The sequence below is a fragment of the Sporomusa malonica genome (assembly GCF_900176355.1).
Lineage (GTDB): Bacteria > Bacillota > Negativicutes > Sporomusales > Sporomusaceae > Sporomusa > Sporomusa malonica.
This window is the reverse complement of the sequence record NZ_FWXI01000003.1, coordinates 202,046-228,770: the sequence shown is the minus strand read 5'-3', so window position 1 is coordinate 228,770 and position 26,725 is coordinate 202,046. Positions and strand designations below refer to the sequence as shown.

At 45.9% G+C, this 26,725-nt stretch carries 13 protein-coding genes; all 13 read left to right on the top strand.

What is annotated here, in order from left to right; all coding sequences use genetic code 11:
* Nucleotides 1–12: 12 nt before the first annotated feature.
* The 13 genes from ligA to B9A22_RS04610 all read left to right on the top strand — a co-directional run bounded on the left by ligA (nt 13) and on the right by B9A22_RS04610 (nt 25,922).
* Entirely contained in the window at nt 13–2,031 is a 2,019-nt protein-coding gene (gene ligA, locus B9A22_RS04710; RefSeq protein ID WP_084574547.1) for an NAD-dependent DNA ligase LigA, read from the top strand.
* A 1,280-nt stretch (nt 2,032–3,311) separates the two neighbouring features.
* Nucleotides 3,312–3,770, top strand: coding sequence for a hypothetical protein (locus tag B9A22_RS04700; protein ID WP_084574545.1), 459 nt, complete (start codon nt 3,312–3,314; stop codon nt 3,768–3,770).
* A gap of 6 nt (nt 3,771–3,776) precedes the next feature.
* Nucleotides 3,777–12,830, top strand: coding sequence for a beta strand repeat-containing protein (locus B9A22_RS24945; RefSeq protein ID WP_139796168.1), 9,054 nt, complete (start codon nt 3,777–3,779; stop codon nt 12,828–12,830).
* An 86-nt stretch (nt 12,831–12,916) separates the two neighbouring features.
* Nucleotides 12,917–15,085 carry a type I secretion system permease/ATPase gene (locus B9A22_RS04655; RefSeq protein WP_084574544.1) on the top strand — a complete coding sequence of 723 codons (2,169 nt, stop codon included), beginning with the start codon at nt 12,917–12,919 and terminating at the stop codon, nt 15,083–15,085.
* Entirely contained in the window at nt 15,076–16,473 is a 1,398-nt protein-coding gene (locus B9A22_RS04650; protein WP_245823798.1) for an HlyD family type I secretion periplasmic adaptor subunit, read from the top strand. The genes B9A22_RS04655 and B9A22_RS04650 overlap by 10 nt, the downstream gene beginning before the upstream one ends.
* A gap of 334 nt (nt 16,474–16,807) precedes the next feature.
* Nucleotides 16,808–17,098, top strand: a complete 291-nt coding sequence (gene gatC / locus B9A22_RS04645) for an Asp-tRNA(Asn)/Glu-tRNA(Gln) amidotransferase subunit GatC (protein WP_084574543.1) — start codon at nt 16,808–16,810, stop codon at nt 17,096–17,098.
* 19 nt (nt 17,099–17,117) lie between these two features.
* Nucleotides 17,118–18,578, top strand: coding sequence for an Asp-tRNA(Asn)/Glu-tRNA(Gln) amidotransferase subunit GatA (gene gatA / locus B9A22_RS04640; protein ID WP_084574542.1), 1,461 nt, complete (start codon nt 17,118–17,120; stop codon nt 18,576–18,578).
* A 4-nt stretch (nt 18,579–18,582) separates the two neighbouring features.
* A complete protein-coding gene (gatB, locus tag B9A22_RS04635; RefSeq protein ID WP_084574541.1) occupies nt 18,583–20,025 on the top strand; it encodes an Asp-tRNA(Asn)/Glu-tRNA(Gln) amidotransferase subunit GatB in 1,443 nt (480 codons plus the stop codon).
* Between the two features lie 132 nt (nt 20,026–20,157).
* On the top strand, nt 20,158–20,832 hold the full coding sequence (locus B9A22_RS04630; protein ID WP_084574540.1) for a CPBP family intramembrane glutamic endopeptidase: 675 nt from the start codon (nt 20,158–20,160) through the stop codon (nt 20,830–20,832).
* A gap of 250 nt (nt 20,833–21,082) precedes the next feature.
* Nucleotides 21,083–23,512 carry a Lon protease family protein gene (locus tag B9A22_RS04625; RefSeq protein WP_084574539.1) on the top strand — a complete coding sequence of 810 codons (2,430 nt, stop codon included), beginning with the start codon at nt 21,083–21,085 and terminating at the stop codon, nt 23,510–23,512.
* A 135-nt stretch (nt 23,513–23,647) separates the two neighbouring features.
* On the top strand, nt 23,648–25,036 hold the full coding sequence (rlmD, locus tag B9A22_RS04620; protein ID WP_084574538.1) for a 23S rRNA (uracil(1939)-C(5))-methyltransferase RlmD: 1,389 nt from the start codon (nt 23,648–23,650) through the stop codon (nt 25,034–25,036).
* 220 nt (nt 25,037–25,256) lie between these two features.
* Nucleotides 25,257–25,709, top strand: coding sequence for a peptide-methionine (R)-S-oxide reductase MsrB (gene msrB, locus B9A22_RS04615; RefSeq protein WP_084574537.1), 453 nt, complete (start codon nt 25,257–25,259; stop codon nt 25,707–25,709).
* Between the two features lie 33 nt (nt 25,710–25,742).
* Complete coding sequence (locus B9A22_RS04610) at nt 25,743–25,922, top strand: transcriptional regulator (protein WP_084574536.1); 180 nt, start codon at nt 25,743–25,745, stop codon at nt 25,920–25,922.
* Nucleotides 25,923–26,725: the final 803 nt, after the last annotated feature.

Below are 26,725 nucleotides of genomic sequence, written 5' to 3'. Positions count from 1 at the left end.
GGGGTTACAAACATGAATAGCGCGATACCGGCCAGCTTGACTGCTGCCGCGCAGGAAATTGAACAATTAAGAAAAACCATCCACTATCATAGCCACCGTTACTATGTACTTGACAACCCTGAGCTAAGTGACAGGGAATTTGATCATTTGCTGAGACGGCTGATTGACATTGAGACAGCCTACCCTTCGCTCATTACCCCTGACTCGCCGAGTCAGCGGGTAGGCGGGGCTCCGGCTGATGGCTTTGAACGGGTGGCTCACCTGACACCGCTGCTTAGCCTGGGTAACGCTTTTTCCGCCGACGAGCTCAGGAGTTTTGATGCCAGGGTTAAAAGCGGGCTTGAGAGCACGGCTGTGGAATATGTTGTTGAGCTTAAAATTGACGGCTTAGCCATGAATCTGGTTTATGAAAATGGCAGACTGGCCAGGGGGGCTACCCGGGGTGATGGCACCTATGGTGAAGATGTTACAACCAACCTCCGCACCATTCGGGCAATCCCACTGGTTTTACATGAGGAAGGCGGGATACCGCCACTGTTAGAGGTACGCGGCGAAGTGTATCTGCCCAGACGTGAATTTGACCGGCTCAATAAACTCCGTGAAGCAGCCAATGAACCGCTTATGGCCAATCCCAGGAATGCTGCCGCCGGCTCAATCCGTCAGCTTGACCCCAGGATCACGGCTGAACGGGGTCTTGATATCTTCATGCATGGCTTAGGTACGGAAGAAGGCCTGGGTGTAGCTACCCACTCGGCTATGCTGGAGAAGTTACAGACGCTGGGTTTTAAAATTAATCCCTATTATCGGGTGTTTGACACGATTGAAGAGGTGGCAGAGTTCTGCGAGAGTTGGAGCGAGAAAAGGGTTGATTTGCCGTATGACATCGATGGCTTGGTGATTAAGGTCAACAACCTTGCCAGCCAACGCGCCCTTGGTTCAACAGCTAAAGACCCGCGCTGGGCGATCGCCTATAAATTCCCGGCAGAGCAGGCAGCAACAGTTGTTGAAGACATCTTTGTACGGGTAGGACGTACTGGCGTATTGACACCAACTGCCATATTACGCCCAGTTCGGCTAGCCGGTAGCACAGTGAGTAGAGCGACTCTTCATAATGCCGACTTTATTGAGGAAAAAGATATCCGTATTGGCGACACTGTCATTGTTCATAAAGCCGGAGAGATCATTCCGGAAGTGATCGCTGTTGTTGAGAACCGGCGCACAGGCAGCGAACAGCCATTTATTATGCCAGCCGCTTGCCCTGAATGCGAACAGCCAGTTGTACGTGGACAAGGCGAGGTTGCTCATAAGTGCATCAACCCCCACTGCCCAGCCTTGCTCAGGGAAGGCCTAATCCACTTTGTATCCCGCGATGCCATGAATATTGATGGTCTGGGGCCTGCCGTTATTACCAGCTTGCTGGAAGCTGGCTTGGTTACAGATGCGGCTGATCTTTATACCCTAAAGCCGGAATCCCTGGCCGCGCTTGACCGTATGGGCGAGAAGTCGGCCAGCAATCTGGTACAAGCGATTGCTGCCAGTAAAAATGCTGGGTTAGCCCGCGCCCTATTTGCCCTTGGCATCCGGTATGTCGGTGCCAAAGCCTCGGCAATGCTGGCTCAGCAGTATGGCAACATAGATAAGCTTACGGCAGCAAGTGCCGAGGAACTCATGACAATTGATGAAATCGGCCCCAAGATTGCCGAAAGCACAGCAAGCTATTTTGCCGATCCCGCTAATTTGGCCTATATTGAAAAACTAAAAGCAGTGGGCGTAAAGCTGACAGAAGAACAGAAGGTTACCGTAAGTCAGGAGCTGGCAGGCAAGACCTTTGTTCTGACAGGCACACTGTCCATGCCGCGTAAAGAAGCCGAAGACCTCATTGCTGCCTGTGGCGGTAAAGTATCCTCCTCTGTCAGCAAAAAGACCAGCTATGTTGTTGCAGGTACTGAAGCTGGAGATAAGTTGAATAAGGCTAAGGCTCTTGGCATTAAAGTTCTTACAGAAGAAGATCTCCTTGCAATGATTGAGTAATTTGAGAAAACGAAGATACCCACGTTTACTTACGGGCATTTTTTCGAGGACGAGTTTTTGAACATTCAATTGTGTATATAGACAACTACTACTATAGAAATTTCGCTTTAAAGGCTGTATTAATTGGACTAGTTCTCGTATCTGGATTAGTTTGGTTCCAATTACAGAAAAAGCATCACGACTAGGTTGGCTTGACAAATTAGGCTTTTATTACGGGGCGATTTTAAGGGTTACACAATTACAGTATATATCGCCAGGGATTTTCGTTCTGATTCGGCTCTCTTGGATGACCTACTGCCTTGGCCACTGGTTTTTCCGGTCAATTGCCGTAAACATAAAGAAAAGTTACAAGATGACTAACTATGACTCTGGCATTGTTGCCAGAGTTTTATTTTTTTACCCGCTGCACCCCTTGGCTAAGCGCTTACTGATGTTCTAACAAAAGGGCTAAAGTCCTACGAAAATTAGGATTTTAGCCTCATATTTTTTCTCAAAACATTTCCTATAATTGAACTATAAATTTAAATTATGGTAAATTATACAAAAATAACATAATTACTCCATGATTCTCTCCAATATGGATATTTTCGATAATAGAAAATAATGTTATCATTTTTAAATATTAAATCAGTTAAGAAGGAGGGTTAATTGTTACGATCACACTAGTCCGTAGTATAGACTATTAAGTATTCCAGAAAAGAAACTAAGTATAAAGCTAAAGCAGGTGAAAAATCTTGAACTTTAAAAATAACTGGCAAAAATTATCTCTAATTGGATTAATTGGTTTTCTGGAAGGTTTTAAGTATTTGCTTGTAAATCATATATTACTTTTTTTTGCTTCATTTATAATAACTATAGTTGTTGCAATTATTTCCTTTTTTCTATTCTATTATATTTCCAATGAAAAACCAAAAGATGATCGTATAAGTAAAGCGTTAAAAACAACTATTTATCTGATCATAATTACTACTATAATTAGCTATGTATGATTTTTTATCTTAAACAATATCATTATTATTTTCATGTGGATTCGTATTGTTTCAATATTGGCGTTCATTGCCACCCCAAAAGTTGAAGATGTAGTTTTATGAATTATATGGAGTGAACATTTTAAATAACAATTTAGCAATGAAATACTTTCTTGACTTTTTCATTGTTGTTGAAAGTATGGGGTGTTTATTCTCCGACAGAATGGAATCTAATTTGGAAGTATACTCTTGTCCTTGGTTCAGACTTGTTATGATGTCAAAATTTTTTATATAAATTGGAGAGAAAAAGAAATGGAAAATTTACAAGTAGAGAAGGTAACTGGTTCTTGGTTTAAGTGTAAAAATGATCTTAAAGTCGTAACCGGCATTCATTTAGCATTAGTTGGTTTTATAATTATTGCCGGATATGGCCGAATAGGAGGGTGGTCTCAGAAAATTGTTAATATGTTTTTTATAGATTCTTTATGGCTAGTCTTCGTCTACATCGGGCATAGTATGTGGCCCTTTGCGATTGCGCTTATTATTATCTCCATATTTTTGTGTATTGATCATTATTGGAAGTGGATATTTATATCTTGGGTTTCTTTATCAATTATTGGTGCTTATTCGATAGGATTATATGGTTTTAAGGTTATTCCATTCTCATTTCTTGCTCAAGCAACAGCAACATTAGGCATTATTCACCTACCTGTATTTGCTTGTTTATCAGGAATCGTATATTTTATTAGAACGAAGAAGAGAGAGGATTGATAAAGTATGAGTCAATATTCTGTGGTCATTCGAATTGCCGCGCCTGGAAGCCCACTTGCAGATGGGGACACTAGCGACGCAGGCCATATGTGGTTCGAATTAAATCGACCTGATGGAATCGTTGAATCCTTTGGTTTTGATTCAGGATGGGATAAGCCGCTACCTGCTGGCCCAGGGAATGTTTCAAAAACTGACTCTAATCACTACTTACAATCATCTGCGTCTCCTGATTTTTCAATTACTGAGCAACAATATAATCAAATTAAAAATTATGTTTCTATGGTAGATGCTGGACAACATGGATGGTATATAGCTCCTACAAATTCATGTGTTGATTTTACATGGCAGGCACTTGGACAAGCTGGTATTGGACAAAGAATTGCTCCAGATGGTGACTTATTTCCTACGTGGAATTTCCCATTAGTTAATTCGGCTTATCAACAATGGCAAAACGATCCTGGAAATCCAGATAATAGTGGATCTGGAGATGGTGGATCTGGAGATGGTGGATCTGGAGATGGTGGATCTGGAAACGGAGGGTTAGACCCTTTCAATGATGGCGGTTGGATGGATGCTGGCGCTGGTCAATTTGACCCTTTCAATGGCGCAGGATCAGCCCGTTGGGATCCTTTAGTTCTTGATTTAGACGGAGACGGTATTGAGACTACCGATACTTCTGCGGGTGCTTTCTTTGATTTAGATAACAATGGTTTTGCGGAAAGAAGCGGTTGGGTCAAACCTGACGACGGCATTTTAGTCATGGATCGAAATGGTGATGGCATCATTAACGGTGGACAAGAACTCTTCGGTGATCAAACCATATTGACAAATGGTCAACGCGCTACCGACGGATTTCAAGCATTAGCTGATTTGGATACGAATGGCGACGAAAAAATTGACGCAAATGACGCAGATTACGCTAATATTCGTGTTTGGAAAGATATGAATGGGGACGGTTATTCTAACGCTGAGGAGTTGTTTACTCTTGGTGACCTGGGTATTCAATCGCTAAGCATTAGGAGTACATCAACAAACACCACGGATGCTAATGGCAATACCCAAGTCAGTCTAGGTTCTTTCGAAAGGCAAGATGGAACTGTGCAATCTATAGGGCAATATCTGTTTGATCGTGATCCAATCTATTCTATTGCCACGGATTGGATAGACGTTCCTCAAGATATAATGGTACTACCGTATTTAAAGGGACACGGCAATGTCTACGACCTGTGGCAAGCTATGGCGCGTGACGAAAGTGGCGCTTTAAAAGCATTGGTAGAATCCTTTAGTGCGGAAGAAGATTTTGAAATACGTGGTAATATAATGGATCAATTATTATTTAAATGGACCAATAGTGATACTATTAATCCGGCAAGCAGCGGCGGAAATATGGATGCTCGACAATTATCCGTTTTAGAAAAGATGTTTGGAGAGCAATTCTCAGGTCTTATTACTACGATAGGTACAACTAATGATCCAAATGTGAACGCCGCTGCAATACTAAAAGACATCTATATTGATGTAAAAGAATATTACTATGTCCGTCTTATGGCGCAAACACATACTACTGGTTTATTAGATGCTATAAACTATACATGGAATTCTACAACTAATACGTATATAGACGATCTGACATGCGCTCGAAACCAAATTGATGAAGATTTTGCTCAAAGCTATGACAAAGGATTAGAAGAAATAAGCGAGTTTTCACGTGTCTTACAAGGCTTGGGGTTAAAAACAATGTTAACTAGCTTTGATGATTTTCGGAATTACTTCGCAAATACTTATGGAACGGATGTAGGACAGGCCATTGATATGGCAGGGAAGGGTCTACATAGTATCATAAGTGGTGGTGAGGGTGATGATGTTCTTTTAGGCGGAGTATCATCAAACACTTTATATGGTAATAAAGGTAATGATACTATTAACGGCGGTGCAGGTGACGATAATTTATTTGGACAAGATGGAAATGATATTTTAGATGGAGGAAGCGGTAATGATTATTTAGAAGGTGGTGCTGGTAACGACGTATACCAATATGGAATCGGGTCAGGAAATGATTTAATTTGTAATTATGGCTCCTCGGGAGAATATGATATTGTTCAATTTACCAGCGGCTTGACATCCGATATGTTGGCGTATAGACAGAATGGCAATGACCTTTTATTGATAATCCAGTCAACAGGTGAAACTTTAACTATTAATAATTTTTTTAGTGGAGAAGAGTACCTGATAGACAAGCTAGTATTTGCTGATGGGTCGGAGTTGATGGCAGCCCAACTTAGCGAAATAGCAACGGTACAAGGGACTTTAAACAGTGATACTTTATATGGATCTGATGGACATAATGACAAGATATATGGTCTTGATGGTAACGATACGATATACGGCTACCAAGGGAACGATACAATGGACGGGGGAACTGGTAACGACTACCTAGAAGGCGGAGCGGGAGACGACACATACATTTGGGGAAGAGGAGTTGGCAATGATACTATTAATAATTCAGTCTATACAGGCTCCTCTTCAAATCCAACATATGTGGATTCGGGTAATGACACGGTTCAACTTGGGAATGGAATTACCGTGGAGTCGGTAGAATGGCTCCAAAACGGCGAGACATTGACAATGAGGATCAAAGACAGTGGTGAAACATTGACCTTTGACCGATGGTTTCTCGACGATTCCTTCAAAGTGAAAACCGTTCAGTTTGCTGACGGAACCGAGTTAACAGCGGCCCAAATAAGCAATTTGGCAGTAATTCTGAGTACAGACGGAGCGGATGTACTGAAAGGTAGCAATAATCGCAATGATATCCTGAATGGTAGAGCCGGCAACGACTACCTAGAAGGCGGAGCGGGAGACGACACATACATTTGGGGAAGGGGAGTCGGCAATGATACTATTAATAATTCAGTCTATACAGGCTCCTCCTCAAATCCCACCTATGTGGATTCGGGTAATGACAGAGTTCAACTTGGAGAGGGGATTACCGTGGATTCGGTAGAATGGCTTCAAAACGGCGAAACATTGACAATGAAGATCAAAGACAGTGGCGAAACATTGACTTTTGACCGATGGTTCCTCGACGACTCCTTCAAAGTGAAAACGGTTCAGTTTGCTGACGGAACTGAGTTAACAGCGGCCCAAATAAGCAATTTAGCAGTGATTCTGAGTACAGACGCTTCAGATATACTTATTGGCAGTAGCAAGCGCAATGATGTAATGAATGGTGGCGCTGGAGATGACACTCTAGATGGCAGAGGTGGTGCCGACATCATGACTGGTGGCCTGGGAAATGATACTTATATCATTGACAATATTGGAGATGTAGTGACGGAATTATCTGGTGAAGGTTCGGATACGGTTAAATCATCTATTTCTTATACGCTTGGTGCCAATTTAGAAAATCTTATATTAACCGGAGCAATGGCGATTGATGCTACAGGTAATGAAATAGACAACACGCTGACTGGTAATAGTAGTAGTAATGTATTAAACGGCGGCTTGGGCAACGATACCCTCCAGGGCGGGGACGGAGCCGATACTTATATCTTCGATGCCAGCTTCGGTCAGGACGTCATCAAGGAGGGGGTGAGCAATTCAACGATCAGCGATAACGATAGTATTGTATTCGGCTCCGGCCTCACCTCGGATAAAGCAATTCTCTCGCGTGACGGCGACGACTTGATTATTGGCTTCCAGGGTTCGACTGATCAGGTCACAATCAAAGGGCAGTTTAGCCATGATGGTTGGTTCCTAGGATGGAAAGATATAGAAACCATCCGGTTCGCCGACGGTGTCGAGTGGACCGACGCCCAGGTAAGGGCGATGCTGATTCAGCAGTCGGAAACAGCAGGCGACGACACGGTCACCGGTTATTGGACTGCGGATACTCTCGACGGCGGGGCGGGGAACGATACTCTGATCGGACTGGGCGGCGGCGATACCTATCTATTCGGCAAAGGCTCCGGCCAGGATGTAATCAAGGAAAGTATTGTCACGATTTATGAAGATCAGCCTGACACCGTCTCTTTCTTACCCAATGTCGCTATTTCAGACGTCACTTTCCACAGGGTTAATAACGATCTTCAGATCTCGATCGCGGGTGTGAACGACACGCTGACGGTCAAAAACCAGTTCGGATTGAGCTACAACGCAGTGGAACTGTTCCAGTTCGCCGACGGAACGTCGCTGACAGCAGCTCAGATCGCGTCCAGCATCTTTGAGTCCCAGTCTACTTCAGGCGACGATTTGATTGTAGGGACGGACGGCGTAGATGTCATGAATGGCGGCCTGGGCAACGATACTCTCCAGGGCGGAGACGGCGCTGATACCTATATCTTCGATGCCGGCTTCGGCCAGGACGTAATTAAGGAGAGTGTGAGCAATTTAACGATCAGCGACAACGATAGTGTTGTATTTGGCTCCGGCCTCACCTCGGATAAAGCAATTCTCTCGCGTGGCGGCGACGATCTGATGATTGGCTTCCTGGGTTCGACTGACCAGGTCACGATAAAAGGGCAGTTTAGCCACGATGCTTGGTTCCAAGGCTGGAAAGACATAGAAACCATCCGGTTTGCTGACGGTATCGAGTGGACCGACGCCCAGGTTAGGACGATGTTGATCCAACAATCGGAGACAGCAGGTGACGACACGGTCACTGGCTATTGGACCGCCGATACTCTCGACGGTGGGGCGGGGGACGATACCCTGGTCGGACTGGGCGGCGGCGACACCTATCTGTTTGGCAAAGGCTCCGGCCAGGACGTAATAAAGGAAAGTATTTTTACGATCGCTGAAGATCAGCCCGACACCATTTCATTCCGATCCGATGTCACTAGATCGGATGTTACTTTCCTTATTGTTGGTAATGATCTAAAAATTTCAATTGCAGGGGCGGCCGACACGCTGACGGTGAAGAACCACTTCGGGTCGAGTGACAACGCAGTGGAACTTTTCCAGTTCGCTGATGGGACGATGCTCACGGCGGCGGATGTCGCGATACTGGCGGTAGCGGCACAGACTACCGGTGGTGATGATTTGGTCACAGGAACACTCGGCGCCGACACCCTCTATGGCGGGGCTGGCAACGACACGTTGGATGGCGGCTTGGGCAGTGATACCATGTCCGGAGGTATTGGCAACGATGTCTACGTAGTGGAGAGCAGCGGCGACGTAGTGATTGAGAACACCGAGGAAGGAATCGATACGGTCCATTCGAGTATCACCTATACTCTGGGCGCCAATCTGGAAAATCTGATGTTGACCGGTTATTCCAGCATTAATGGAACAGGAAACGAACTGGACAACGTCATCACCGGAACTAGCTACAATAATGTCCTGACCGGCGGGGCGGGCAACGATACACTGGACGGTGGCTTAGGCAGCGACACCATGATCGGAGGCACTGGCAACGATAGCTACGTGGTGGACAACAGCGGCGACGTGGTGACCGAAAACGCCGGTGAGGGCACGGATATGGTCCAGTCGAGTATCAGCTACACCCTAGGCGCCAATCTGGAAGGTCTGACATTGACCGATTCCGCTACCAAGGCAACTGGTAATAGTCTTGACAACGTACTCATAGGCAATGGTTTAAGCAATATTCTAGACGGCGGCGCGGGCGCAGACACCATGACCGGCGGGCTGGGCAACGACACCTATGTGGTTGATAGTGCCGGAGATGTCGTCATCGAAAACGCTGTAGAAGGAACCGACACCGTCCAAGTTGGTTTTAGTTACACCTTAGGCGCCAATGTGGAAAACCTGACCTTGAGCGGTACTAATAACATCACTGGAATCGGCAATGCACTTAATAACGTGCTGATCGGCAACAGTGGCGACAACATGCTGGACGGTGGCGCCGGGAACGACAACATGACCGGTGGTTTTGGCAATGACATTTTTATCGTGGACAGCATTGGAGATGTCGTGAATGAAAACATCGGTGAAGGTATTGATACCGTGCAATCTGGTGTCACCTTTACTGTCAGTGCCAATGTGGAGAACCTGACATTGACCGGTACTAATAGCATCAACGGAACCGGCAACACACTTAGCAATATGCTGACCGGCAACAGCGGTGACAACGTGTTAGACGGTGGCTCTGGTGCGGATGCACTGGCCGGAGGATTAGGTAATGACACGTATATCGTGGACAACGTTGGGGATACCGTGAATGAGAACGCCGGCGAAGGTATCGACACCGTAAAATCCAGTGTCAGTTACGTATTGAGTTCCAATGTGGAAAATCTGACACTTACAGGGAATTCAAACATCAATGGTACAGGTAACGAGTTGGACAATGTCTTAACCGGAAACAGCTATAATAACTCATTATCTGGAGGAGCGGGCAATGATACGCTAGATGGTGGCGGAGGCATCGATACCATGGTCGGCGGTGCCGGGAACGATATTTACGTCGTGGATAGCACTGGGGACAAGGTGACAGAGAACGCCGGAGAAGGAATCGATACCATTCAGTCAAGTATTACCTACACCCTCGGCGTCAACCTGGAGAATGTGATGTTGACCGGCAGTGGAAATATCAACGGGACCGGTAATACTTTCGACAATTTATTGATTGGCAATAGCGGGAATAATGTGTTGGATGGTTGTACCGGTGCTGATACGATGGCCGGTGGCCTGGGTAACGATACCTATGTAGTGGACAATGCGGGCGATGTAGTGACTGAGAACGCTGGGGAAGGTGTGGACGCCGTTCAGTCGAGTGTTAGCTATGTACTAGGGGCTAATCTGGAAAAGCTAACACTGACGGGAACTACTGCTATCAACGGTACCGGCAATGAAATGGACAATATCATTGCCGGCAATAGTGTCAACAATATTCTTTACGGTGGTCTGGGCAACGATATCATTGACGGGGGAGCCGGTGCTGATACGATGACCGGTGGTCTGGGTAACGACACCTACGTAGTGGATAATACGAGCGATGTTGTGGCAGAGAACGCTGAGGAAGGTGTAGACGCCGTTCAGTCGAGTATTAGCTATGTATTAGGGGCTAATCTGGAAAACTTGACACTGACGGGATCTTCCAGCATCAATGGGACAGGTAATGAACTAGATAATATTTTGACGGGCAATAGTTATGACAATGTGTTGGAAGGCGGTATAGGAAATGATACTATGACCGGTGGCACAGGTAACGATACCTATATCGTGGACAGCATCGGTGATATTGTAATTGAGAATACAGGACAAGGAAGCGATACAGTTAAATCCAGCGTCACTTACGTACTGGGGGTCAACCTAGAAAACCTGACACTGACGGGAACTGATGCGATTAACGGTACCGGTAATGAGCTGGACAACATCATTACCGGCAATAGCGTCAACAATATTCTTAATGGAGGTCTCGGAAACGACACACTGCATGGTGATGCTGGCGACGACAGCATGACCGGGGGTTTAGGTGACGACACATATATTGTGGACAGCACCGGCGATGTGGTGACTGAAAACGCTGGCGAAGGAAGCGATACAGTTAAATCCAGTGTCACTTACGTACTTGGGGCCAATCTGGAAAAGCTGACCCTGACGGGTACTGCCGTGATCGACGGTACCGGCAATCAACTGGACAATACCATTACGGGTAATAGCGTCAACAATATCCTAAGCGGCGGTCTGGGTAACGATATTCTTGACGGTGGAGCCGGTGCCGATATGATGACCGGTGGCCTGGGCAACGACATCTACGTGGTAGATAATACGGGCGATGTTGTAACAGAGAACGCCGGGGAAGGTGTAGACGCCGTTCAGTCGAGTATTACCTATGTACTAGGGGCTAATTTGGAGAACTTGACACTTATCGGATCTTCCATGGTTAATGGGACGGGCAATGCATTGGACAATGTGCTAACCGGAAACACGAGTTGGAACGTACTGAACGGCGGCAGCGGAGCTGATACAATGATTGGTGGTCAAGGCTGGGACACCTACGTCGTTGATAATCTGGGAGATGTAGTAATTGAATACGCCAGCGGGGAAACCGATACCGTTAATTCCAGCATCAGCTATATACTGGGGGCCAACCTGGAAAACCTGACCTTGACAGGAGCTATTGCCATCAACGGTACTGGCAATGAACTGGACAACACTATTACAGGCAATAGTCTTGCCAATATCATCGATGGTGGTTTAGGTAACGATACTCTTGACGGTGGCACCGGTGCCGATATGATGACTGGTGGTCTAGGCAACGACACCTATATGGTGGACAATACCGGCGATGTTGTGACCGAAAGCGCCAGTGAAGGAATCGATACCGTTAAATCCAGCATCAGCTATGTGTTGGGGGTTAATCTGGAGAACCTGACACTTACTGGATTCTCCAACCTTAACGGTACCGGTAATGAACTGGATAATGTCATTATGGGCAATAGCGTTAACAACGTTCTGATTGGTGGCCTAGGTAACGACACGTTGGACGGCTATGGCGGGACAGATACTTTTATTGGTGGTTTAGGAGATGATACTTACTTTATTAACAGTACTGGCGACGTGGTGACCGAAAACGCCGGAGAAGGAACCGATACTGTTAAATCCAGCATCACCTACACCCTCGGTTCTAATCTGGAGAATCTGACACTTACTGAGTATTCAAACATTAATGGTGCGGGCAACGAGCTCGATAATATCCTTACTGGCAATAGCTACAATAATATGCTGACTGGTGGGGCGGGCAGCGACGTGCTGAACGGCGGCTCCGGCAACGATATTCTTGATGGTGGTGCCGGTAATGACACTCTGAGAGGCGGACTTGGGAATGATACTTACCTCTTTGGCGTAGGTTCGGGCAATGAAACTATCAATAGCTATGAAAGTGCCGATAACGGACTTGATACGCTTCAATTCCAGAATCTGGTGTTAGCAAGTATCGAGTTCACTAGAGGCAACAACGATTTGGTTTGCACCATCACGCAAACCGGCGAAACTGTTCGTCTTTCCAACTGGACATTGGGCACGAGCTATCAAGTGGATCAATTTCAGTTTTCAGACGGAACACTCACAGCCGACCAGGTCAATCAAAAGATAGCTTAAGGTAAACAGCAAAATCGTACTTTTTGAAGCAAGTCTAAACCGGCGGCATTGCCGCCGGTTTAGACTATGTTCTAGGGAGGATAAATATGCAGCCTAGTCAAAATGACAGTGCTACTGCTCAACCTAATAAGGGAAGTCTTGATAGCGGCTTAATGTGTTTAGTCACCGCCGCACGGCTCCTTGGCATACCCGCCGAATATCAGCAGCTAAAACGGGCCTTTGTCGTAGCAGATACAGCCGCTGATATCGTTACGCTACTTAGGGCTGCAAAAGAACTGGGCCTCAAGGCGAAGCAGACCCAGATTCTAATAACCAAGCTGCCCAAATTAGCGCTACCGGCCATGACGCTGTTAAGTAACGGACAATATGTAGTCATCGTAAAAGCCGATGATCAACGGGTATTGCTTTTTGATCCATACAAAGAGCGTCCACTTACGCTCACCCACGAAGCCTTCGGTGCCGCGTGGACCGGGACAGTCATCCTTTTAGCCCGCCGGTTCAGTCTAGCTAATCTGGAGAAGGAATTTAACTTTAGCTGGTTTATCCCGGTAATCATTAGATTTAAACGGTTTTTTAGCGAAGTCTTAATCATGTCTTTTTTCTTGCAGAGCTTTGGTTTGATCACGCCTCTGTTCACTCAGGTTATCATTGACAAAGTACTAGTTCATAAAGGTGTAACAACCCTAGATATACTGGCGGTCGGCTTATTATGTATTAACCTTTTTGAAGGTATTCTAAGCTTTTTACGGTCCTATCTCTTTTCTCACACCACGAACCGGGTGGACGTCCTTCTCGCTGCCAAATTGTTCAATCACTTGCTGGCGCTGCCGCTGAAATATTTCGAAATAAGACGGGTCGGCGACACCGTCGCCCGGGTGAGGGAACTGGAAAACATTCGTCAGTTTTTGACCGGCTCAACACTTACAGTGGTTCTTGACCTTTTTTTTGCAACGGTATTTATTATAGCCATGTTTTTTTACAGCGTAACGCTGAGCCTGATTACCTTAGTATCATTACCCCTCTTTGTCACTTTATCGGTATTGGTTACTCCAATCTTCAAACAGCGCCTGAACCACAAATTCATGTGTGGCGCAGAAGTCCAATCATATCTTGTCGAGACTATAACCGGCATTCACACTGTTAAAAGTTTGGCGATTGAACCCCAGCTCAGCCACAAATGGGAGGGGCTACAGGCTAATTACGTCAAGTCTTCCTTCAATAGCACCATTTTAGGTAATATGGCCAGTAATACCGCCCAGCTTATTCAGAAAATAGCCACACTGGCGATTCTTTGGTTCGGCGCTCATTTGGTTATGGATGGAAATCTTACCGTTGGCCAACTCATTGCCTTTCAGATGCTAGCAGGTAGAGTAATAGATCCGGTGCTGCGCTTGGCCAACCTCTGGCAGGATTTTCAACAAGTCCGGCTTTCTATCGAAAGGCTCGGCGATGTATTAAACTGCCCCCGCGAGCCGGCGTTTAATCCCAACAGAACCTTACTGCCGCCTATCAAAGGTCTTGTTACGCTGGAAAACATCGCCTTTCGTTATCGCACCGACGGGTCGCTAGTTCTCGACGGTATCAACTTAACGGTTGAGCCAGGAACCACCGTAGGCATCGTCGGTCGCTCAGGGTCCGGCAAAAGTACTATGACGAAACTGATACAACGCTTATATATACCTGAACGCGGCCGGGTGCTTATCGACGGTATTGATTTGGCTCAGGTCGAGCCGGCATGGCTGCGCCGCCAGATTGGGGTTGTTCTGCAGGAAAACTTCCTATTTAACGGCAGTATCCGTGATAACATCGCTGCGGTTGACCCAGCCGCTCCAATGGAACGGGTGATTCAAGCCGCCAAATTGGCTGGGGCCCACGAATTTATTCTGGAACTGCCTGAAGGCTATGATACCAGCGTTGGCGAACGCGGCACAGCTTTATCCGGGGGACAGCGCCAACGCATCGCCATTGCCCGAACCTTGCTGATCAATCCACGAATCCTAATTTTTGACGAAGCCACTAGTGCTCTTGACTATCAGTCGGAAAGAATCATCCAGGATAACCTGGCGCAGATTTGCCAGGGACGCACGGTATTTATCATCGCCCATCGATTGTCTACGGTGCGGAATGCAGATACTATCATTGTGGTCGAAAAAGGCCATATCATTGAGCAAGGAAGCCATGAACAGCTTCTGAAGCAAAAAGGTGCCTACTATAGCCTCTATACGCAACAGGAGGGTACGAATGTATGCGCCTAAAAATGGTGGATAGTTTAGAAGCGATGCTTAATAAGGTAAAATCATTAAAACCGACAGCGACGGCCACTAACGCACTCAACAAAAGTGAACTGGAGTTTTTACCGGCTGCCCTGGAAATTGTTGAGACGCCTCCTTCACCGGTTGGACGAGCAACCGCTTGGGTGCTTATCACTTTATTCGTTCTTGCTCTAACATGGGCGTGCATAGGTCAGGTTGATGAAGTCGCCGTCGCGCCGGGGAAAGTCATCCCTTCGGGTTATACAAAGACTATTCAGGCGGAAGATAAAGGTGTAGTCAAAAATATTCTTGTTAAAGACGGAAGTAAGGTTCAGCCCGGTGATGTACTAATTGAGCTTGACACCACCATTACAGCGTCCGACCTTGCCCGTCTACTTAAAGAACAAGGCTATTACCAATTGGAGATAAAGCGGTTGATCGCAGAACAAACAGGCCAACCCTTCGTGCCTGACCCGAATCCAAACGTCAATTCCCAGGATCTACTGAATCAGCTGCTTCTCTATCGCGTCGATATTGACGAATACCAATCCAAAGTAGCCACAGCCCAGCAGGCGGTCATCCAGGTTCGCTCTGCATTAAACATTGCCCAATCAACCAAACGGAAATTGGAGATGCAGCTGGAAATATCCGTGGACAAAGAGGCAAAAATGCGGCAACTAGTGGAACAAGGCGCTGTTTCCCAGTTCCAATATCAGGATTACCGTGAGCGGATGTTGACCTTGCAGCAAGATTATGAGTCTCAGACAACGGAATTAGAGAAAGCTCAATCGGCTCTGCTGCAAAGTATTGAGTCGCTGAATAACGTTATGAGTCAGCATGATAGGGATATTATGAGTAAGCTTGTGGAAAACCGGAGGCAACTCCAGACTGTCGAAGAGGAACTAAAAAAGGCGAAAGAGAAGCATCGGCTTAGTACGATTACTTCGCCGATAGCAGGTACTGTCCAGCAGTTGGCTATACATACAGTGGGGGGAGTAGTTACACCAGCACAAGCGCTGATGCTAGTAGTACCTGAAGGCGCAAAAATGGAAATAGAGACTTGGATTGCCAACAAGGATATAGGATTCCTCTATGAAGGCCAGAATGCCGAGGTTAAGGTTGAAACCTTTAATTTTCAGAAATACGGGACGCTGAACGCGAAACTGGTTGATCTTAGTTCTGACGCTGTGGATGATAAGGACAAAGGTCTGGTGTACCGTGCTGTAGTCCAGACAGAATTAGACTACTTTGCCTTGGCTAATGACCGAAAAGTATATCTTACACCCGGGATGGCAGTAACGGCGGAAATTAAAACAAGGCAGAAACGGATAGTTGAGTACTTCATGGATCCGTTCATTAAATATAGGAGTGAGGGATTGAGGGAGCGGTAATAGCCAATTAAGCTATCAATATGCAATGTTGTACCCATTTGAAAGCGGAAAAAGAAAATCCGAGTGCGTACCTAATTTTAAAAAGCTGTATAAATGTGATATAATGTACTTTAGCCAAAAAACTGCAAAATTAGTGGCTTGAAGTATTTAGGCAAAAGTCATTTTAACAATTGCTGGTGCTGAAGCTGGCAGCAAACTGGATAAAGCAAATGAGCTTGGCATTACAGTCTTGGATGAAGAACAGTTCAGGACGCTGGTGCAAAAGCCACAGGCATGATATAATATCCTTTATGAAAATATTGGCACATTTTGCTTTTAGGAAGGTGATAATAAGATGAAGATATCCCGCCAAGATGTTGAAAACGTAGCCCTCTTATCCCGGTTGGAGATGACCCCTGAGGAGCTGGACGCCTACGCAGGTCAACTTAATGCGATTTTAGAATATGCTGATGTCCTTAATAAACTTGATACCGAGGGTGTGGAGCCGACAGCCCACGTTCTACCGCTTAAGAATGTTATGCGGCCTGACGTAGTCAAGCCTTCGCTGCCACAAGAACTGGCTTTGTCAAATGCGCCAGAAGCTGAGGACGGCTATTTCAAGGTTCCGAAGATTATGGAAGGCTAAGAGGACTGGAGGTTAAGAGATGGAATTATTCAAACACACCGTACATGCCCTGCATGACATGTTGGTAAAAAAAGAGATATCGGCAGTTGAACTGGCAAAATCCGTATTTGCCCGCACAGACGCTGTCGAACCTAAAATACGTTCTTACATAACTGAGACCAGAGAACAAGCTCTTTCTCAGGCAGCCGCTGTTGACGCCAAAATCGGGCGTGGCGAGCAAATCGCACCATTAGCCGGTATTCCTGGCGCGCTTAAGGACAATATTTGTACCAAAGGGACAAAGACTACTTGTGCTTCCAAAATTCTTGCCAATTTTGTCCCGCCTTATGATGCAACTGTTGTTGAAATGCTGGCAGCCCAGGATGCTGTCTTGACAGGTAAGGCTAACTGTGACGAATTTGCCATGGGCGGTTCTACTGAGAACTCAGGCTTTTTTCCAACTCACAACCCTTGGGATACTGACAGGGTTCCTGGCGGTTCAAGCGGCGGCTCAGCGGCAGCAGTGGCAGCCGGACAAGCTATTTGGGCGCTTGGCTCAGATACCGGCGGTTCTATCCGTCAGCCAGCAGCCTATTGCGGCAATGTTGGCCTAAAACCAACCTATGGCCGCGTATCCCGTTACGGCCTGGTGGCTTATGCTTCGTCGCTTGACCAAATTGGCCCTATTACCAGGGACGTTACTGACAGCGCGCTGCTGCTCAATGCCATCGCCGGACATGATGCTAAAGATTCGACATCCATTAATGTGGAGGCCCCTGACTATACCCAAGCGCTTGTCAACGATGTTAAAGGCCTCAAGATTGGTCTGCCGAAAGAGTATTTTGGTACAGGTATTCAGCCCGAGGTTGCTGCAACTATCCGCAAGGCGGTTGATCAGCTTATTGCCATGGGGGCTGAGGTTAAGGAAGTATCCCTGCCACACACCGAGTACGCTTTGCCTGCTTATTACCTGATTGCTCCGGCTGAGGCTAGCTCCAACCTGGCCAGATATGATGGCGTAGGTTTCGGCCATCGTGCAGCAGGCAATGATATCATTGATATGTATAAAAAGTCCAGGAGTGAAGGCTTCGGCCCTGAGGTTAAACGTCGCATTATGCTTGGCACCTATGCCCTAAGCTCTGGTTACTATGATGCTTATTATCTTAAAGCGCTGCAAGCGCGCACCTTAGTAAAACAAGACTTTGACACAGCTTTTACCGAAGTAGATGTGCTTCTTACGCCAACAGCGCCGACCACTGCATTCAAAATCGGTGAGCTTAGCGATCCGTTAGCTATGTACCTGCAGGATATCTATACCATCCCAATTAACCTGGCCGGCCTGCCTGGCATATCCATACCATGCGGCTTTGTCCAGGGACTGCCTGTCGGTATGCAGATTATCGGCAAGCCGCTGGCTGAAGCTACTATTATTCAGGCGGCTTATGCCTTCGAGCAGGCTAATGATTATCATACGCGTTTTGCGCCGCTGGGGGAGGTTTAAGGCCATGAAATATGAAACAGTCATTGGACTTGAAGTCCATTCAGAACTTAAAACCGAGTCTAAAATATTCTGCGGCTGCAGTACTAAATTCGGCTCAGAACAAAATACCAACGTGTGTCCCGTATGTTTGGGTCTTCCTGGTGTGTTGCCTGTTATCAATGAAAAGGTCGTAGAGTTTGCCGTCAGGGCAGGCTTGGCGCTTAACTGCCAGATCCTGCCGTTTAGCAAATTCGATCGCAAAAACTACTACTACCCTGACCTGCCCAAGAACTATCAAACCTCGCAATACGACCTGCCGATTGCAGTCAACGGCTATCTGGACATTGAAGTCAATGGTGAGACCAAACGTATTGGTATTACCCGTGTACATATGGAAGAAGATGCCGGTAAGCTGGTACACTCAGGCACCATCAGTAATAGCGAATATGCCTTAGTAGACTACAACCGGACCGGTGTGCCGCTCATCGAAATTGTGTCAGAACCTGACCTGCGGTCACCGGAAGAGGCTAAGGCCTATCTGGAAAAAGTCAAAGCCATTCTTCAATATATTGATGTTTCTGACTGCAAAATGGAAGAAGGCAGCCTGCGCTGCGACGCTAACGTTTCACTCCGGCCTGTTGGGACTGAGCCATTTGGCACCAAAGCCGAACTGAAAAACCTCAACTCCTTCCGTTCGGTGCAGCGTGGTCTTGAATATGAGGTAGAACGCCAGACCGAAGTGCTGGAAGAAGGCGGCCGCGTCATTCAGGAAACACGTTCATGGGATGAAAACAAGGGTGTAACGCTGTCAATGCGTAACAAAGAACAGGCCCATGATTACCGCTATTTCCCTGAACCTGAGCTTGTCCCCATTGTTGTTGATCCAGCCACAGTCGAAAGTATCCGGGCCAGCTTGCCCGAATTGCCTGATGCCCGCAAAGCCAGGTTGATGGCAGACCATGGTCTGTCCGCCTATGATGCTGAGACTATTACTGTCAGCCGCGCCATGGCCGACTATTATGACGCTATAGTGAAGGCCGGAGCGGATGCCAAAGTGGCAGCAAACTGGCTGATGGGCGATGTATCCAAACACCTTAATGCTGCCGGTAAATCGGTAGAAGAGTGCCCTGTAGCCCCTGCCCAATTGGCCGGGTTGATTGAGCTTATTGCTAAAGGTACTATTTCTGGCAAGATTGCCAAAACAGTATTTGAAGGCATGTGGGATAGTGGCAAAGATGCCCAGACCATTGTAAAAGAACAGGGTCTTGTCCAAATCAGTGACGAAGGCGCAATTGTTGCCATCGTAGACGGCGTGATTGCCGCCAGTCCGCAGTCTGTAGCTGATTTTAAGGCAGGCAAGGAAAAAGCCATTGGCTTCCTGGTCGGCCAGGTTATGAAGCAAAGCAAGGGCCGGGCAAATCCTGAACTTGTCAACAAACTGTTAAAAGAGCGACTGGCCTTAGTTTAATATAAGGGTATCCAAAGAAGCAGCCGATAAAATTCGGGCTGCTTCTTTTTTTACGGAAAAGTTTTCTTGAATTAAAGCCTATATGACCGCACATAATGGTATTGATACGCCAAAAAAATGAGGTTATTAAGTATGCTAAAAGCGACCTGGGACTTACGAGCCGTCCTCTCTGTTCATATTTTACGTCTGGCTGCCGGAATACTCGTTGTACGGCTGCTGTATCCGCTTTTCTTCGATGCCAGCCCGTTTATTATTGAATTGACTGATCGCCTGATTGTATTAGCCTTGGTATTGTGGAAAATCCAGAGCACCAGGGGTGACTTTGCACAGTTAGGGTTTTCGCTAAACAACTGGGGAAAAAATGTCTTGAAAGGTCTGGCAGGCGGAGTCGCGTTATTATTTGTCAGCCTATACAGTGAGCGCCTGTATACCACCGTACTTTTAGTATCACCAACACAGCATCCGATCGTCACGCAAGTACAGGCGGCGTTGTCCTGGCAAGAGCTCATTATCCCGTTATTTTTGGCCGGTATTGCCGCACCGGTTACTGAGGAAGTACTGTACAGGATGTTTACATTTCTACCGCTTAAAGACAAGTGGGGGCTATGGGGCGGAGCTTTAGTCAGCGCCGCAATTTTTGCTCTATTTCATTTTAACGCCTACTGGCTGGCAGAGATGATTATTGTTGGCATCGGTTTTGCCCTGCTGTATTTTTGGACCGGTTCGCTCATTACTTCAATTACTGCCCATTCTTTCATTAACACCAGTAAAATTGTAATGATGTACCTGGGCGTGCCGCTCGTGTAGCAGGATTTTTCTGGCAGACAGTAGAAAAGACATCTATGTACTAAATCTACGTAGATGGAGTGATGAAGAAATGAGTGAACAGCAAGAAGCCAGCTGCCTTAAGCCTGATGTAAACTGTCCATGTCCTAAAACGGAATGTGACAACTTCTCACAGTGCTGCAAATGTGTGTCAATTCACCGTGCTAACGGCACTCCAACATCCTGTATGGCCGAGTTAATTAAGAAATAGTACCCAAAGGGAGGACTCTTCATGACCATAAGTCAGGAATTGCCGGTCGAGAAACTCCGCTTTAGCTGTGATGAAAACATGTTTAACTTTGCAACAACTGAAGCAGTGCCGCCGCTCGAAGTCATGATAGGTCAGGAACGGGCGGTAAAAGCGGTTGAATTTGGCCTGTTCACCAAAAACCCGGGTTACAATATTTTTATTTCGGGTTTAGTGGGCACTGGTAAAATTACCTATGCGGAAGCAGCTGTAAAAAAAGTGGCCAGCCAGCAGGAACTCCCCTATGATTGGTGTTATGTAAATAATTTAGAAACCCCCGGACAACCCATTGCCTTAGCGTTGCCTGCTGGGATGGGGCATGAGTTTAAGCAAGACATGAAAGAACTTGTTGAGGACTTGAAAACTAATATTCCTAAGGTATTTAGCAGTGAGGACTATGAGCAGGCCAAGCAAAGCTTGCTAAAACAATACCAGGAACAACGGTCAGTGATGGTGGAAGAGTTTACTCAATACGCTGAATCACAAGGGATTTCTCCACAATGGAGTTCAACAGGTTTTGTTGGTCTGCCGATGGTCGACGGGAAGGCATTAGCTCCTGAAGATTTTCAAAAATTGGAAAAAGAACAGCGTGATGCCATTGAGAAAAACTTGTTTGCCGTCCATGAAAAAGGTATGGATGTTGTTCGCCGTATTCAACTGCTGGAACGGGGAACACGCGAGGATTTAAAACAGCTTGATATCAGAATCGGACTGTATGCTGCCGGAAACTTGATTGATGAACTTAAAGCCAAGTACGATGGACACAAAACGGTTGTCGATTACCTGGAGGCCATCAAGCAAGATGTATCAAAAAATGTCAACGAATTTAAGCCGCAGCCTGAAGAAGACAATAATCCTTTGGCCATATTTAAACGGCCTGCCCAAGACGCCAAAGATAAATACAATGTCAATCTCTTAGTAGAGCATCGGGAAACCCAGGGCGCACCTGTCATTGTTGAAATTAACCCCACCTATTACAACCTGGTGGGCCGGGCGGAATACGAAACCCGTATGGGTGTTGTTAGCACTGACTATACAATGATCAAGCCAGGAGCCCTGCACAAGGCGAATGGCGGCTACCTGATTTTAAATGCCCGTGATGTACTTGCTAATGTTGGTGCTTGGGAAGCACTGAAACGGGTGCTGAAGACGAAAAAGCTGCAAATTGAAAATTTAGGGGAGCAATACGGCGTATTGGCCATGGCCTCATTAAAGCCGGAACCCATTCCCATTAATGTAAAAGTCGTATTGATTGGCAATCCATATATCTATCAGCTTTTATACAATTATGACGAGGACTTCCGGAAATTGTTCAAAGCTCATGCCGATTTTGATGTTATCATGGAAAACAATCTGATCAATATTCAAAAACTGGCTGGCTTTATTAGCTCAACAGTCAACCGGGAGAAACTCAAGCATTTTGACAAGGCGGCAGTGGCCCGGGTTGTTGAATATAGTTCACGACTGACAGGTTCGCAAACCAAACTCACTACACGGTTTAATGATGTTGTTGAGATATTGTGTGAAGCCGATGTCTGGGCTACCATGGACAACAGCCAGCTAGTCACGGCAGAGCATATTAAAAAGGCCATAGAAGAAAAACGCTATCGTGCCAATAAATATGAAGATCACTTGCAGGAAATGTTTGCCGAAGGGCATCTCTTAATTGATACTGATGGCGAGAAAGTAGGCCAAGTCAATGGCTTGGCAGTACTGTCAGTCGGTGAATACATGTTCGGCAAGCCCTCGCGTATCACCGCCAATACCTATCTCGGTAAAAGCGGTATTGTCAATATTGAGCGCGAGACCAAGACCAGCGGTACCAGTCATACTAAAGGCGTACTCATCCTAAGCGGTTACCTGGGTCAAAAATATGCCCAGAAACACCCGCTGACACTGACTGCCAGTCTGACCTTTGAACAGCTCTATGACGGCGTTGACGGCGACAGCGCATCAAGCACTGAACTATACGCCATCTTGTCAAGTGTGGCAGATTTGCCGATTAAACAATACATTGCCGTTACTGGCTCAGTCAATCAAAAAGGTGAAATTCAGCCTATCGGCGGCGCGACAGAAAAAATCGAAGGCTTTTTCTCAGTCTGCAAGCTAAAAGGACTGACAGGCAACCAGGGCGTAATGATTCCCCACCAGAATGTCAGCAACCTGGCGCTAAATGACGAGGTCATCGAGGCTGTTGAGCAGGGAAAGTTTCACATCTATCCTGTCGAAACCATTGACCAGGGCATTGAAATCCTAACAGGCATCCCCGCCGGTGTACCAAACCCAGACGGCACTTATCCATCTGGCACAGTAAACGCTCTTGTCAGCCAAAAACTTAAAGAATACACCGATACCTTGATTAAGCTGGGCAAGTCTTCAGACGATAAAGAAAACACGGCTTCCGCCGAGCGTTAGCGAAAGTGAAAACCGATGTTGATCCAGGCGGAAAGTCAACCTTTCCAACAGGATAAGAAGGATTAAGTAAAGAGGGCGGAGATCTCCGCCCTCTATAACATATTTTATGATTTTCTAAAGAAAAGGTGGCATTTCGTGGCAAATAAAGCATACTCAGTCCCTGTAGAAAAAGGCAAAAGCTATAATATCGATATTACCGGCCTGGGCCATAGCGGCGAAGGCGTAGGGCGTTATCAAGATTTTACAGTATTTGTACCGCAGGCTTTGCCTGGGGAAAAGGTAGCGGCAGTTATTACAACAGTCAAAAAAACATACGCCGTTGGCCGACTCAAAGACGTCTTAATGCCGTCACCTCACAGAATTATTCCCGAATGCGGTATTTATAATGAGTGCGGTGGCTGCCAACTGCAGCATCTCAGCTATCAGGAGCAATTAAACGCCAAGCGTCAGCAGGTTGTGGATGCCGTTACCCGCATTGGCAAACTGCCGGAAGTAAAAGTTCATCCGACTCTTGGCGCAGATAACCCTTGGTATTACCGCAATAAAATGCAATTTCCTGTAGGACATAAAAACGGTAAAGTGGTTGTTGGATGTTTCACACAGGGAAGTCATGACATTGTAGATACAGATAATTGCCTGATTCAGCACCAAATTAATAACGATATTGTCAGGGAAGTCAGAACTGTTATTGATGAATTAGGTATTGAAACCTACGATGAGCATACAGGTCAGGGAATTATTCGACATGTCCTGGGACGGGTAGGCACAGCTACCGGTGAAGTCATGGTAGTATTAGTAACAGCGACAGACCGCCTGCCGCAGCGTGAGACGATCATCGAGCGGTTGAAAAACAAGATACCGAATCTTGTCAGTATTGTTCAAAATGTCAATACAGTCCGTACCAATATTATTATGGGAAATAAAACGGTTACTATCTGGGGACGAGACACCATAACCGATAAGCTGGGCGAATTCAGTTTTGCCATATCGGCCAGGTCGTTTTTCCAGGTCAACACGACTCAAGCCGAAGTGTTATATAATCAAGCCGTACAGTATGCCGGATTAAACGGTGCTGAAACAGTCATCGACGCTTACTGCGGGACAGGCACCATTACCTTGTTCCTGGCACGGAAAGCAGCTCAAGTATATGGCATTGAGGTTGTAGAACCGGCCATCCTTGACGCCCGCCAAAACGCCATCAACAACAATGTTGCTAATGTTGAGTTTATTGTCGGCGATACTGTCGACGTTATGCCCCGTTTGTATAAGCAAGGACTCAGACCTGACGTTATTGTTGTCGATCCACCCCGCGCCGGCTGTGAACCAAAAGTACTAGAGACTTTTGCAAGAATGGAGCCAAAGCGGATTGTCTATGTATCCTGTAACCCGGCGTCACTGGCCCGTGATTTGGCAGTTCTAAGCAGCCTGGGTTATATTGCCCAGGAGATTCAGCCTGTTGATATGTTCCCGCAGACGTTTCACGTTGAGTCAGTAGCGGTGATAGAGAAAAAACCCCAGGAATAGTAAGGGTGTGCGGATTTGCGGTATTTTCAAATGTGTGTTTGTATGTTAGCATGGACGTAGTAAATGGGGCGAACGTATGTTGGGGTTCGAACCCCCTATACTTTTACACGAAACTATTAAAGTATTTTTCGTAAGAGTATGGAAAATATATTATAACGGCTCCATATAAGGGCATTAGTAAAACAAGTCCGGTATTTAACCAGGAAAAGGGCGGGATAGTATGGACAAAAATAAGAGTAATTTTAATAATACAGAACTGATAAAAAAACGATTAAATTCGCTTCAATTTGCTGTAACTCAAGAAAATGCTACTGAACCTTCTTTTCGGAATGAATATTGGGATAATACACGTGAAGGCATTTATGTTGATATTGTGTCAGGAGAACCGCTATTTTCTTCATTAGATAAATTTGATTCTGGCTGCGGCTGGCCGAGTTTTACAAAGTCAGTTGATGAAAAGAAAATAAAACAATCAGTGGATGCAAGCCACGGCATGGTACGTACAGAAGTGCGCAGCACAGATGCAGATTCACATTTGGGGCATGTATTTACTGACGGGCCACAACCTGGCGGCTTACGTTATTGCATCAACTCCGCAGCATTGCGGTTTATTCCCAGAGAAGATCTAGAGAACGAAGGCTATGGAGAATTATTGGCATTATTTGAAAAGTAAGTTGTTGAGTGCAAAAATTGGGGAGGTTTGAGCATGAGCGTTAAAGAAACTGTTCTAGAAACTATGAAAACTGCCGGCAAGCCGGTAAGCGCAGGAGAGGTCGAGAAATTGTCCGGGTTAAATCGAAAAGATATCGATAAGGCATTTAAAGAATTGAAAGAGGAAAATGCCATCACTTCACCTGTACGTTGTAAGTGGGAACCGGCGAAGTGAGGATTGCGATTTAAGAGTTCTGGTTTAGATGTAGTAGAAGCGAATGATCTGATAAAAAATGCCGGGTTACTGCAATTTCATATATGTAACTGGTAATTCTAAAACTGTTCTGAAAGGGCATTCAACAATAAAATAGAAATGATGTGTATAATCCTGCGAATTTATATATAAGTTTGCAGGATTTTGTATTTTTATGGTAGAAACACCTACCGAATACTGAAAAAAGAGTATAAAACTAGAAGGTACAAGTCTTGGTGGATGTGAGCATGAAAAAAAGTGAGCATAAGCTAATCTACGGAGCTGATTTTGAAGAATAAATATGCAAATAAAGATACTCGTCAGGAAGGAAGGGGGAGATTCGGAATGGGAATGTAAGATATTTTGTGTAAATGGATTTTTTTGTTTCTTCCCGTCCTACCTAGTAAATGAAGAAACATGCAAAATTTGTCTAATATCGTGTGATATATGTGCATCATATGATTAAGTCATAAGGCAAAATCTAATGTTAGATTTTTAATGAGATTAATCAAAAGGATACAAGGGGAAGGTTCGTAATGTTTCCTTACCTAAATAGAAGTGTATAAAAAATAAAACACGGCCATTGTATAAACTTCCGTGTTTCTCTGCGTGCGTCCGGCATGGGGCGCAATCTAATTTGATTGCGGCAGACGGGGTCATCCTGACCCCGAGCCCCGTGACCCCGATTCCGAGTTTTGATTGTCCCCCTCGAAACAAATTGAAAAGGTAATAAGCTATCTAATAGCGAAAGAAATAGTGGATGTTTTTGGTAATACCAATAACTG